This window comes from Bacteroides hominis, assembly GCF_033042785.2.
GTDB lineage: Bacteria > Bacteroidota > Bacteroidia > Bacteroidales > Bacteroidaceae > Bacteroides > Bacteroides hominis.
In genome coordinates, this window is sequence record NZ_CP178829.1 from 1,253,974 (window position 1) to 1,266,443 (window position 12,470).

Here is a 12,470-nt window from a genome sequence, read left to right on the forward strand (position 1 = left end):
ACGGGATTTTATGTAATTTTGCGGTATGATGGAGGAAAACAAACGAGTCTTATTGGGAATGAGCGGTGGTACGGATAGCTCTGTGGCTGCCATGCTATTACTTGAAGCCGGTTATGAAGTAACGGGAGTTACCTTTCGTTTCTATGAGTTTAATGATTCTACGGAATACTTGGAAGATGCCCGTGCATTAGCAACTCGTTTAGGTATCGAACACATCACTTATGATGCGCGCGAGATTTTCCGGAAGAAAATTGTTGATTACTTTATCGATGAATATATGGCCGGACATACTCCGGTCCCCTGTACTCTTTGCAACAACTGGTTAAAATGGCCTTTGTTGGCCAAGATTGCCGATGAAATGGGTATTTTCTATTTAGCTACCGGTCATTATGTGAGAAAGAAATGGATGGATGGAAGCTATTATATTACGCTTGCCGCAGATCCGGATAAAGACCAGTCATTTTTTCTGTGGGGATTAAAACAGGATATTTTGCAACGTATGTTGCTTCCGATGGGTGAGATGACTAAACCTGAAGCACGTGCTTATGCTGCCGGAAGAGGTTTTGAGAAAGTTTCAAAAAAGAAAGATAGCATCGGGGTTTGTTTCTGTCCACTTGATTATCGTAGTTTTCTGAAAAAGCATCTTTGCGATGCGGGAGGCGACAGGAGCAATAAAATAATCCGGGAAGTGGGCAAAGGCAGATTCCTCGATGAAAGCGGCAATTTTATTGCCTGGCATGAGGGATATCCTTTTTATACTATAGGGCAACGCAGGGGGTTAGGCATCCAACTGAACCGTGCTGTTTTTGTAAAGGAGATCCATCCTGAAACCAATGAAGTGATATTGGCTCCTTTAAAGTCCCTTGAAAAGTCAGAGATGTGGTTGAAAGACTGGAATATAATCAACGAATCCCGCCTGCTGGGCTATGATGATATTATTGTGAGAATACGTTATAGGAAACAGGAAAACCATTGTTCTGTCACAATCACTCCGGAGGGATTATTACATATACAACTACACGAACCTTTGTCCGCCATTGCAGAAGGACAAGCAGCCGCTTTCTATAAGGATGGTTTGTTGTTGGGAGGAGGGATTATAACGATGGATGATGAACGATGAATCGTATGCGGATAGCACACAGCCCATTCATCGTTCATCGTTTATCGATTATCGTTCATTGTTTATTCAAAGAAATCATTTCTTCAATGTAGTCTCTTGTATTGCTGAGTCTCGGTACTTTATGCTGACCACCTAATTTCCCTTTTTGAGCTAACCAGTCATGGAAAAGTCCTTTGCGTGCGACAATCACTTCCAATGGTTGGAGAGCGATATCTTTCCATCGTTTTGCTTCGTAGTCGGAGTTTACTTCTTTCAGTGTAGTATCCAGTACCGCCGCAAATCTTTCGATGGAATCGGGCATTTTGGCAAACTCAATAAGCCATTGATGACGGCATTTGGCATTTTCATCCATAAATACGGGGGCAGCGGAATATTCGCTGACTTGAGCACCAGTTTCAGCACATGCTTTGGCAAGCCCTTTTTCTGCATTATCTACGATCAACTCTTCACCAAAAGCATTGATGAAGTGCTTGGTACGTCCTGTAATGACGAACTTATACGGATTCTTTCTGGTGAATTTCACAGTATCCCCGATCATGTACCGCCATAATCCGCAGGAAGTGGAGATCACCATAGCATAATTTTTATTTAGCTCTACTTCTTCAAGGCAATAGGTGCGGGGATTCTCTTTTTCCACATCCTCCAAAGGAATAAATTCGTAGAAAATACCATAGTCAATCATCAATAACATAGATGGGTCGGAGAAATCGTTTTGTGTCCCGAAATAGCCTTCCGATGCATTGTAGGTTTCGACATAATGCATTTTAGAAGAATGAATGACTTGCTTATATTGTTCACGGTAAGGGGTAAAAGCGACGCCTCCATGGAAGAATACTTCCAGATTGGGCCATACTTCTTCCAAGGTCTGCTTGCCTGTTTTTTCAAGAATACGTTTGATTAAGACCAGCATCCAGGAAGGAACACCCGAAAGATTGGTTACATCTACCGGTATGGTGCTGTTGGCGATAGCTTCAATTTTGGTTTCCCATTCGTCCATTAATGCTATTTGCTTGCTTGGCACACGTATCAGGTTGATCAGCGGACTTACATTCTGGATCAATATGGCTGAAAGGTCACCTACCAGACTATGGTTGGAGTTCAGGTTCGGACTATGGCTGCCTCCCAGAATCAGTCCTTTACCGGAAAAAAAACGGCTGTCGGGATTCATGCGGAAGTAGATTGCGGCCGCGTCTTTTCCTCCCCGGTAATGAATATCCTGCAAGGCCTCTTTGCTAACCGGAAGAAACTTGCTTTTATCGTTTGTGGTGCCCGAGGATTTTGCAAACCAGCGTATTTCTGAAGGCCACAATAGGTTTTGTTCGCCTGCACGGAGACGTTCCACATAGGGCTTTACTTCTTCGTAGGTTTGTATGGGGAGTCGGTTTTTAAAGTCTTCGTAATTGCGGATAGATTTATAATCATACTTCTTTCCCCATTCAGTATTTTCTGCCTGTTTTACGAGACGGGTCAATACCCGGTGCTGTATATCTCCGGCTTGTGTATCATAAAGATCTATGGCTTTTAAACGGGAATCAAATACTTTGCTTATAATCTTTGTAATATTCATTGCTCTTTAACATATAATGTTTAGTCGTGCAAAAATAGCCTTAATTATCTTTTTTTTCTATCTTTACGACGGAAATAATAGTTAAAAGTGAAGATATGTCATGCTTTTGCAGACAGATGAGTAACTTTTTTCTTTTAAATACGTAATATTCAATAAAAAAAGAGCAGCAATGAAGATCGGAATTCTTACATCCGGAGGAGATTGCCCCGGCATAAACGCTACGATTCGCGGGGTGTGTAAAACGGCCATTAATCATTATGGAATGGAAGTTGTGGGGATTCACAGTGGTTTTCAGGGATTGCTGACGAAAGAGGTAGAATCGTTTACTGAAAAATCCTTGTCCGGATTGCTAAACCTGGGTGGTACTATGTTGGGAACTTCACGCGAGAAGCCGTTCCGTAAGCAAGGTATTATTTCGGATGTGGATAAACCGGCGCTGATACAACGTAATATTGCTGAATTGGGACTTGATTGCGTGGTGTGTATCGGTGGAAATGGTACGCAAAAGACTGCCGCAAAATTTGCAGCGATGGGAATTAATATCGTTTCTGTTCCTAAGACGATCGATAATGATATCTGGGGTACGGATATCTCTTTCGGATTCGATTCGGCAGTGAGCATTGCTACAGATGCTATCGACCGGCTTCACTCTACGGCAAGCTCTCACAAGCGGGTGATGGTAATCGAAGTGATGGGGCATAAAGCAGGATGGATTGCTCTATACTCGGGTATGGCAGGAGGAGGAGATGTAATCTTGGTTCCGGAGATACCTTATAATATAAAAAATATAGGGGATACAATTTTAAATCGTTTAAAAAAGGGGAAACCTTATTCGATTGTGGTCGTTGCCGAAGGTATCCAGACTGATGGGCGTAAGCGTGCTGCCGAATACATCGCCCAGGAAATTGAATATGAGACAGGTATTGAGACGCGTGAAACGGTGCTTGGCTATATTCAGCGCGGTGGCTCACCTACACCTTTCGACCGTAACTTATCTACCCGAATGGGAGGGCATGCAACGGAGCTGATTGCTAATGGGCAGTTTGGACGTATGATTGCATTGAAAGGTGATGAAATATCTTCCGTTGCATTAGAAGAAGTGGCCGGAAAGTTGAAATTAGTGACTGAAGAACATGACCTTGTTGTACAAGGGCGCAGGATGGGAATATGCTTCGGATAATAATCGGAGGTGTTTAGATTATATACTGATATTTTCAGTTGATGTTATTTTATCAACTTGCGGAGATTCCTCTGTCTGGTTTATTTCAGGATCGTCGGGTGTATCTTCTGTGGAGATATTATTCTGTACTTTGGCTTCTTGTACACCTGCCATGAACTCAGGATCTCCTTTGATTTTTTTGAGGGCCATCTGTGCGGCATTCTGTTGTGATTCCTTTTTGGAGTATCCTGTACCGGATCCTCCGAGTATGCCTTCAATCCGGACTTCTGTCTGAAACACGGGATTATTCTCTTTGTCAAGGAACTGTTCTATTAATTCGAAAGAAACTTCCATCTTGTTTTTCTGGCTCCATTCAATCAGTTTAGACTTGAAGTTCACCTCTTTGCGTGAGAGTTTGTCCAGATCTATATAGGGCTCGATGATTTTCTTCTGCATAAACTGTTTGCAACATTCATATCCCCGGTCAAGATAAATGGCTCCAATAAAAGCTTCGAACGCATTCCCATACATATAGCTGTTGTGGGAAGAAGAACGTGTAGAATATTTGATAAGTTTGTCCAGGCCTATTTCGACTGCCAGCTTATTTAATGTTTCACGCTGAACTATTTTAGAACGGGTGTTTGTCAGGAATCCCTCTCTTTTACCTTCGAAATGTTGATAGACAATATCCCCTACGATGGCGTCAAGAATGGCGTCACCAAGGAATTCCAGGCGTTCGTTGTTCAACGGACGTCCTTTCTCCGAACGTACAGCTGTCGATTTATGCAGGAGAGCCTGCTCGTATAGCCGGATGTTGCGTGGATAGAATCCAAGTATGCGATAAAAACAAAAATAAGACTCTCTATCCTTACAGAACAGGAGCCTTATCTTATCTATTTTATTACGTAACACGACTTTATTCAGCGTATTTCTTGAAGATTACACAAGCATTGTGACCACCAAATCCGAATGTATTCGAAAGGGCAACGTTAACTTCACGTTTCTGTGCTTTGTTGAACGTGAAATTAAGGTTATAGTCGATGTTCTCGTCGTTATCACCTTCGGCATGATTGATAGTCGGAGGAACGATGCCGTTCTTGATGGCAAGGATACTTGCAATAGACTCTACCGCACCGGCAGCACCCAACAAGTGACCTGTCATTGATTTGGTTGAACTGATATTCAACTCAAAAGCATGTTCGCCAAATACTTCCTTGATTGCTTTGGCTTCCGATATATCACCCACCGGAGTGGATGTACCGTGAACGTTGATGTAATCCACTTCTTTAGGATCCATTTCTGCATCTTCCAGGGCATTCATCATCACCAGTTTTGCACCAAGTCCTTCCGGATGAGATGCTGTCAGGTGGTGAGCGTCAGCAGACATACCTACACCGGCTACTTCTGCATATATTTTTGCGCCACGGGCTTTTGCATGTTCAAGTTCTTCAAGAATCAGACATCCTCCACCTTCACCCATTACAAAACCGTCGCGGCTCGCGCTGAACGGACGAGATGCTGATTGTGGTTCGTCGTTACGAGTTGACAATGCATGCATAGCGTTGAAACCTCCTACACCGGCTGCTGCGATAGCGGCTTCCGAACCACCGGATACAATCACGTTTGCCTTACCCAGACGGATCAGGTTGAATGCATCGGCGATGGCGTTAGTAGAAGTTGCACATGCAGAACAAGTTGCGTAGTTCGGGCCGTGGAAACCATACATAATAGAAATCTGTCCGGCAGCAATATCTGAAATCATCTTAGGGATGAAGAACGGATTATACTTAGGACCGTTTTCTTTGTGAAGGGCATAATTGCTTGTTTCCTCCTCAAATGTACGTATACCACCGATACCGGCACCAAAAATAACGCCGATTCTGTTTAAATCCTCATTTTCGATATCAAGACCCGAGTCTGCAACCGCTTCTTTGGCAACGGCAACGGCATACTGTGTGTACAAGTCCATTTTACGTGCCTCTTTGCGGTCGATATATTGAGTTACATCGAAGCCTTTCACTTCACATGCAAATTGAGTCTTGAATTGCGATGCATCGAAATGAGTAATAGGTCCTGCTCCACTAACCCCGTTCACGAGGTTTTCCCAAAATTCCGGGACAGTATTGCCAACAGGAGTAATGGCGCCCAGACCTGTTACTACAACTCTCTTTAATTCCATACTGATGAAATCGAATTACTTAGCGTGTTCTTCGATGTAAGCTACAGCATCCTGTACTGTGCCAATCTTTTCAGCTTGGTCATCAGGAATAGAGATACCGAATTCTTTTTCGAATTCCATGATAAGTTCTACAGTGTCAAGAGAATCAGCTCCCAGGTCGTTAGTGAAGCTTGCTGTTTCTGTAACTTCTGATTCTTCTACGCCCAATTTATCGACGATAATCGCTTTCACTCTTGATGCAATTTCAGACATAACTTTAAGTTTTTAATTAATAATTAGTTTTATTTCTTTAAATTTGCGGTGCAAAGGAATAAATATTTATCGTCCTGCGCAAATTTTTGATTAAATAAATGCAATCTTTTGCACATTTTTCACTGTTTTGTGCACTAAAAGGTCTGATTATGGAGAAAAACATCGCTATTTTTGCTTCCGGCTCTGGTACAAATGCTGAAAACATTATCCGGTATTTCGAGGGAAATGATTCAGTCAGGGTAAAATTAGTTCTTTCTAACAGGAAGGACGCGCATGTTTTGGAGCGTGCACATCGTTTAGGAGTGCCCTGTAGGGCTTTTCCGAAGTCTGATTGGGAAATAGCGGAATCCATCTTGGATTTGCTGCGTGAACATCAGATTGACCTGATAGTGTTAGCCGGCTTCTTGTTGCGTATACCGGATGCACTTTTGCATGCTTATCCTAATAAAATTATAAATATTCATCCGGCTCTTTTACCTAAGTTTGGGGGAAAGGGGATGTATGGCGATCGGGTGCATGAGGCGGTGGTAATGGCAGGAGAGTCCGAAAGTGGTATTACTATACATTATATAGACGAGCATTATGATGAGGGAAGTATCATTTTTCAAGCTAAATGTTCAGTACTTCCCGGAGATACCCCTGCGGAAGTGGCTAAAAAAGTTCATGCATTGGAATATGAATGGTTTCCCAGGATCATAGAACAAACCGTAAATACCTTCTTATAGAGCTGGTTTTCTGAGGAAATGTTTTATAGTATCGTATGAGGTTGTGTCGAAACTCTTTTCACCACAGCCTCATGCGATATTTAATATCCTCTTATTGAGGATCGGCATTATCAGGGTTAAATAGTAAATCAACCGATATTAATCTTATATGCTCCTTCTTCTCTCCTTAATGGGTAATCTCCCCGGAGTTGTTCAAATAGCTTCGGATGGGTCTTTAGTGTATCGCTGTCCCGTCGGGGATCGTAAATTTGCAGGGAGGCCGCTTCATAAGTTGTTGCGGAAATTATTTTGTTTTCCGGTTCCGGAGGAACAATCTGATAGCCGGCTTCAATCCGGAAGAACCGGCATAAGGCTTCAAGTGACATTCGGGTTGCGTTTGCTTTTCCGTCTGCGGAATATCCGGCGATGTGAGGAGTGCCTATAATTACTTTCTCTAATAATTTAAGATTGATATCCGGTTCATGTTCCCATACATCAATGACAGCATCGGACAAGGTACCTGACTGAAGAGCATCGAGCAGTGCCTCTGTTTCGATAACTTCACCGCGTGAGGTGTTCATGACTATCGCCCCCTTTTTCAGTGAACGGAAGAAGTGCTTGTCTGCCAAATGATAAGTTTTATATTTTCCCTCCTTATATAAAGGTACATGAAATGTGATTATGTCACACTCTTTGGCTATATTCTCTAAAGTAGTGAACATTGTGCTTTCTTCTTTTTCTGCTCTGGGAAGATCGTTCAGCATTACTCGCATTCCTAATTTTCGGGCTACATCAGCTACTTTGCTTCCTACATTTCCTACGCCTACGATGCCAATGGTCATTTGATGCAACTTCATTGCATGGGTTTGTTGTAAAATGAACAGGGCAGATTGGATATATTGTGCAACGGATGCCGAATTACATCCCGGGGCATTGGTCCATGTGATACCTGCTTCCCGGCAATAGGCTGTGTCGATATGATCGAATCCTATTGTAGCGGTTGCGATAAATTTTACTTTGCTTCCGGCAAGCAGTGAACGGTTACAATGCGTACGTGTGCGGATAATTAATGCATCGGCATCATGTATCAGTTCCGGGGTGAAATCTTTTCCCGGAGCATATACTACTTCATCGGCTATTTGCTCAATAGCCTCTTTGATGTAAGGTATTTTGTTGTCTACAATAACTTTCATGATTGATCAGGGGTTTGCATGCAAAGGTAGGAAATAAAAAGCAGGAAAGATTGGCTATATGGAAAATATTGCATAGATTTGCCCGGTAATGCGCATTACGATAAGTTTGAACTTAGACAATTTATATCAATAATGAAGTGTATCCACATTATTACTCCGGTAAAAGATTCTATTGAGTTGACGTTGCAAACAGCTGAGGCTATTTTAAAATCAGATTTCACCGTTCCTTTTCATTATACTATTTATAATGATTTCAGCACCGATGAAAACACGAAACGACTGAAAGAAGCATCCCTGGCGATGGGATTTGAGTTAATTAATCTGTGCGAGATCACTTCTCATCCTTCTCCCAATTATTTGCTGGTGCTTCAGATGGCACAAGAAAAGGCTGTTGCCGCTGAAGCAGGCTTGCTGATCGTTGAATCTGATGTAATTGTGAAAAAACACACTTTGCAGGCTCTTTTTGATGGTGCGCGGTCCAGACAAAACTGTGGAATAGCTGCTGCTGTGACAGTAGATGAGAACGAGGTAATTAATTATCCCTATTTATATGCGAAAGGCAAAGAAAATCAGGTGTTTCCGGAAAAGAAACATCTTAGTTTCTGCTGTTCTTTGCTGACAACCGACTTTCTGCGTGCTTTTGATTTTCATTCTTTGAATCCGGAAAAGAACTGGTTTGATGTAACCATTTCCCATCAAGCACTTGAAAAAGGTTTTGTCAATTATCTGTTTACTACTTTGACTGTATGGCATCGCCCGCATAGTAGTCGTCCATGGAAACAGTTGAAATATACGAATCCGCTTAAATATTACTGGTTGAAGTTCACTAAAGGATTGGATAAAATTTGATGGTATGGCAAAGCCGTTAGTATCTGTAGTTATTCCTGTATATAATATGGAGGAGTTTCTGGAGGAGACACTGGATTCTGTCCTGTCTTCTGATTATCCGAACTTTGAGGTGATTGTGATGGATGATGGTTCGAAAGACCGTTCTTTTGAAATTGCCGAAAGCTATAAGTCCCGGTATGAAAATGTAAGGGTTTACACACAAGTAAATAGTGGCGTTGCTACGGCTCGTAATCATGCTATTTCTAAAGCAGGCGGAGTATATATCTTGCCGGTCGATGCTGATAATCGTATTAGTAAAGAATTGATTCATTCTGCTGTAGATATACTGGAGTCGGATCCGGAAGTAAAAGTGGTCTGTCCACGTGCCGAGTTTTTCGGAGACCGTTCGGGCGAATGGGTATTACCACCTTTCTCGCTATCATTGCTTGCTCGTAAAAATATGATGGATACTTGTGCTGTTTACCGTAAGTCCGAATGGGAAAGAATTGGAGGATACTGTGCGGAGATCGTGGCTCGTGAAGATTGGGAATTTTGGATCTCAATGTTAAAGGATGGAGGAAAGGTTGTAAAGTTGCCGGAAATAGGTTTGTTTTATCGGGTGCGCGAACAGTCTAAACGTGTTACTGACCGTTTGCTAAAAAAGCATGTGATTGACGTCCTAAATAGACGACATCCTGATTTCTTTGAGCGGGAATTGGGAGGGCCGTTACGTTATCAGCGTTCCTGGTCAAGGTTAATCAATCGGATTTCCCGAATAATCCACCCTCGGAGAGTCTTCGTTGGAGATGATTTTCAGGACTTATCTTCTTTTGTACGTGTATTACCTGTGCATTTTGAGAATGGAGGAACGTTGATATATGAAGGAAGAAATAAATTGAAAGAGTTTGAAATACATGGTAGAAAGTTGATAGTGAAGTCATATCAGCTTCCTCACCTGATTAATCGAGTTGTTTATAATTCTTTTCGTGCCTCTAAAGCCCGCCGTTCTTATCAATACGCACAGATGCTGCGTAAAGCAGGTATTGGCTCTCCTGCTCCTGTTGGATTTTATTCTACGGGAACATGGTTGTTGTTTGGCCGTAGCTACTTTGTGAGCCTAAAGTCCGAATGTCCTTATACGTATCGTAATCTGTTAGAGGAGACTTTTACTGGTGACAAAGAAAAGGTGTTACGTGCTATAGCCCGTACCACAGCAGCTTTACACGAAAACGGTTTTCTACATAAAGATTACTCGGGAGGGAACATTCTTTTTAGGGAAACGGATAAAGGCATTGAAGTGGAAATCATTGATTTAAACCGCATGCGTTTTGGTAAAGTCGACATAGAAACCGGTTGTAAGAACTTTGAGCGCTTGCCCGGAACACACGAGATGTTTGTTATCTTGGCAGATGAATATGCCAAAGTGAGGGGATTCGATGCCGATAGATGTCTGGAACTGATTGAGAAGAGTCATTTATGACGCATTGATTGAGACAACCCTTTGCCTAAGATTATGGTGGGCAGTATATACCAACGTCTGAAGTGGAAACATAATTTGATTATAATGATCCATTTATATATGATATAGAATAAAAAATTGGAATGCTTTTTATATACATATAATTTTGAAATAAACCTTTCTTTGTAAGCCAACGCATAAACTTTTGTAGATTCACCTTGGAGGTGTAAAAAACTATAGGTTGGCAGAACCGTTGACTGATAGTTGTGATAAGATAACCTTGTACAGATATCATACTCTTCATAATAGAGGAATATATTAGTATCAAAGCCTTTGATTTTGAAGAAGACTTCTGAAGGAAACATCATAAATGCTCCGTTGATCCATGAAGCATGTATAGGAAACTGGTATACTTTCTTTTTTCGTTTGGGGTAGCGGGCGGGACATAATCTTTCCGGGATGTCGTTTCCTAAAATCTCATATAGAATACCGATTGGATGATTGAATGAGGGTACTGCCTTCAGGTGTTTGTTGTATTGCTGTGGTGTAATGCATCCTGTTTGAGGATTTTCTTTCAAGTAACTGCATAATGGGCTAATGCAGTCCTCTAATAGCTCAGTGTCATTGTTTAGAAAACAGAGGTATTTCCCTTGGGCTATGTTTGCGCCAACCATATTCCCTGCCCCGAAACCACTGTTTATTTTGTTGCGTATAATAGTAATTTCCTGACCGGAAAGATTTTCAGTAAGGTATTGATAGTCTGTTTCCTGGCTGGCATTGTCGACAACTATTATTTCGTAAGTGCCATTAGGCAGGTATTTGTGTATACTGTTAATGCAGTTTAGGGTTAATCGGGAGGTATTATAATTCAGGATGATAATTGATACTTTCATAGTGGTATGGGGTTTATTAAATTATTATTGGGGTTATATATCTATCGAAATCCAGCTTTCCGGAAGTATGTGGGGTGTCTTCTTGACGTTTGACCAGCGTAAAGGTGCGATAACAGTTTTATCCTTATAGGCATTTAGCCATGCTCCCCACCAACTGAAACTGCTGTTGGCTATTATATTATGACGACACAGGCTCATCAACATCATGTCCTGCCAACTGTCAGGGCCCCTATTCCAAGATATATATTGATGGGGTAAATGATGTACCTTCAAATGTGCTTTCGTCCATTCCACATCATCAGAAAAGATATGGAAGAATGCTTTCGGTTCTTTTTTTAGTATGATTGAGATTGCCTTTTGATAGTATTCTTCTGTACATATATTTCCATATTTTATTTTGTTTTTGGCTGATGTATAATCTCCTCTTCGGATATGAATTGATACGCTCGAACGTTGTTCTTTAATTATCTTTGCCCATTCTTTTGTTCTGAAATTGGCATTTTCTGTGTTGAAAGAAAAAATATCTCTTATGGTATCTGAAGATTCTTTGAAGAAGAGTTCAGATTGAAAGAATCCTTTGTAATATACTAATGGCCATCTCTTGTGTTGTGTGTATTTATGAATGGATAATTCTTCTTCGGATTTTTCTCGTATAATCGAAAAGAATGCATACACAATTACTCTTCTAAGCCATTTATGGGCAGATATTGTTTGGGGACGGATCGAAAATACATCTTCCAATTCATATCCGTTATGTAATTTATATTTCTTCATTTCAGACATATCTATCCGAAGCTCCGGAAATATTGTTTTCATTTGTATATAGAAGGCGTAAATGAACATTTGATTCCCTAATCCGCCTGTCATTCGTACTAATTTCATCATTCTTTGATTTTGATATGTTTTTTTAAACGTACGTTTAAAAAACATCATATTTTAACCTGCCATTTATTTTTATATGTTGTGAAATATGGATTATATTGTATGAGGTGTAAAAGGCTTATTAAAGGTTTGTTTAATCTTTATCTCCGGTTTTCTTAATAAAAAACTGTAATTAGTTTTTTCAAGTAGAAAATAAGTCTTATTTTTGTTTCATTAAACGTACGTTTAATGAAA

Annotated in this window: 12 protein-coding genes; 5 read left to right on the top strand and 7 right to left on the bottom strand. The window is 41.0% G+C overall.

What is annotated here, in order from left to right:
- The first annotated feature begins 28 nt into the window (after nucleotides 1-28).
- A complete protein-coding gene (mnmA, locus tag R3O62_RS05500) occupies nucleotides 29-1,120 on the top strand; it encodes a tRNA 2-thiouridine(34) synthase MnmA (RefSeq protein ID WP_032541678.1) in 1,092 nt (363 codons plus the stop codon).
- A 55-nt stretch (nucleotides 1,121-1,175) separates the two neighbouring features.
- Here mnmA and R3O62_RS05505 read toward each other — a convergent pair whose 3' ends face one another.
- Nucleotides 1,176-2,687 (bottom strand): GH3 auxin-responsive promoter family protein, encoded by a 1,512-nt coding sequence (locus R3O62_RS05505; protein ID WP_188520637.1) that lies wholly within the window; start codon nucleotides 2,685-2,687, stop codon nucleotides 1,176-1,178.
- 169 nt (nucleotides 2,688-2,856) lie between these two features.
- Between R3O62_RS05505 and R3O62_RS05510 the strand changes: the two genes are divergently transcribed.
- Nucleotides 2,857-3,867 (top strand): ATP-dependent 6-phosphofructokinase, encoded by a 1,011-nt coding sequence (locus tag R3O62_RS05510; RefSeq protein ID WP_005779516.1) that lies wholly within the window; start codon nucleotides 2,857-2,859, stop codon nucleotides 3,865-3,867.
- 18 nt (nucleotides 3,868-3,885) lie between these two features.
- Here R3O62_RS05510 and rnc read toward each other — a convergent pair whose 3' ends face one another.
- The 3 genes from rnc to R3O62_RS05525 are packed head-to-tail and all read right to left on the bottom strand — an operon-like array spanning nucleotide 3,886 to nucleotide 6,277.
- Entirely contained in the window at nucleotides 3,886-4,758 is an 873-nt protein-coding gene (rnc, locus tag R3O62_RS05515) for a ribonuclease III (protein ID WP_032530639.1), read from the bottom strand.
- A 4-nt stretch (nucleotides 4,759-4,762) separates the two neighbouring features.
- Entirely contained in the window at nucleotides 4,763-6,025 is a 1,263-nt protein-coding gene (gene fabF, locus R3O62_RS05520; protein WP_005779512.1) for a beta-ketoacyl-ACP synthase II, read from the bottom strand.
- 15 nt (nucleotides 6,026-6,040) lie between these two features.
- Entirely contained in the window at nucleotides 6,041-6,277 is a 237-nt protein-coding gene (locus R3O62_RS05525; protein ID WP_005779510.1) for an acyl carrier protein, read from the bottom strand.
- A 98-nt stretch (nucleotides 6,278-6,375) separates the two neighbouring features.
- Here R3O62_RS05525 and purN point away from each other — a divergent pair, with 98 nt between their 5' ends.
- Nucleotides 6,376-7,002, top strand: a complete 627-nt coding sequence (purN, locus tag R3O62_RS05530) for a phosphoribosylglycinamide formyltransferase (protein WP_032537628.1) — start codon at nucleotides 6,376-6,378, stop codon at nucleotides 7,000-7,002.
- 128 nt (nucleotides 7,003-7,130) lie between these two features.
- On the opposite strand, the gene pdxB is transcribed toward purN, so the two are convergent.
- Entirely contained in the window at nucleotides 7,131-8,174 is a 1,044-nt protein-coding gene (pdxB, locus tag R3O62_RS05535) for a 4-phosphoerythronate dehydrogenase PdxB (protein WP_032540419.1), read from the bottom strand.
- Nucleotides 8,175-8,306: 132 nt separating this feature from the next.
- Here pdxB and R3O62_RS05540 point away from each other — a divergent pair, with 132 nt between their 5' ends.
- Both R3O62_RS05540 and R3O62_RS05545 read left to right on the top strand, forming a co-directional pair.
- Nucleotides 8,307-9,023 carry a glycosyltransferase family 2 protein gene (locus R3O62_RS05540; protein WP_032530642.1) on the top strand — a complete coding sequence of 239 codons (717 nt, stop codon included), beginning with the start codon at nucleotides 8,307-8,309 and terminating at the stop codon, nucleotides 9,021-9,023.
- Nucleotides 9,024-9,027: 4 nt separating this feature from the next.
- Nucleotides 9,028-10,482: a glycosyltransferase gene (locus tag R3O62_RS05545; protein ID WP_080714248.1), complete on the top strand. Its 1,455-nt coding sequence runs from the start codon at nucleotides 9,028-9,030 to the stop codon at nucleotides 10,480-10,482.
- Here R3O62_RS05545 and R3O62_RS05550 read toward each other — a convergent pair.
- A complete protein-coding gene (locus tag R3O62_RS05550) occupies nucleotides 10,473-11,354 on the bottom strand; it encodes a glycosyltransferase family 2 protein (RefSeq protein ID WP_317472450.1) in 882 nt (293 codons plus the stop codon). The genes R3O62_RS05545 and R3O62_RS05550 overlap by 10 nt on opposite strands.
- 33 nt (nucleotides 11,355-11,387) lie before the next feature.
- Entirely contained in the window at nucleotides 11,388-12,287 is a 900-nt protein-coding gene (locus tag R3O62_RS05555) for an alpha-1,2-fucosyltransferase (protein ID WP_413958302.1), read from the bottom strand.
- Nucleotides 12,288-12,470: the final 183 nt, after the last annotated feature.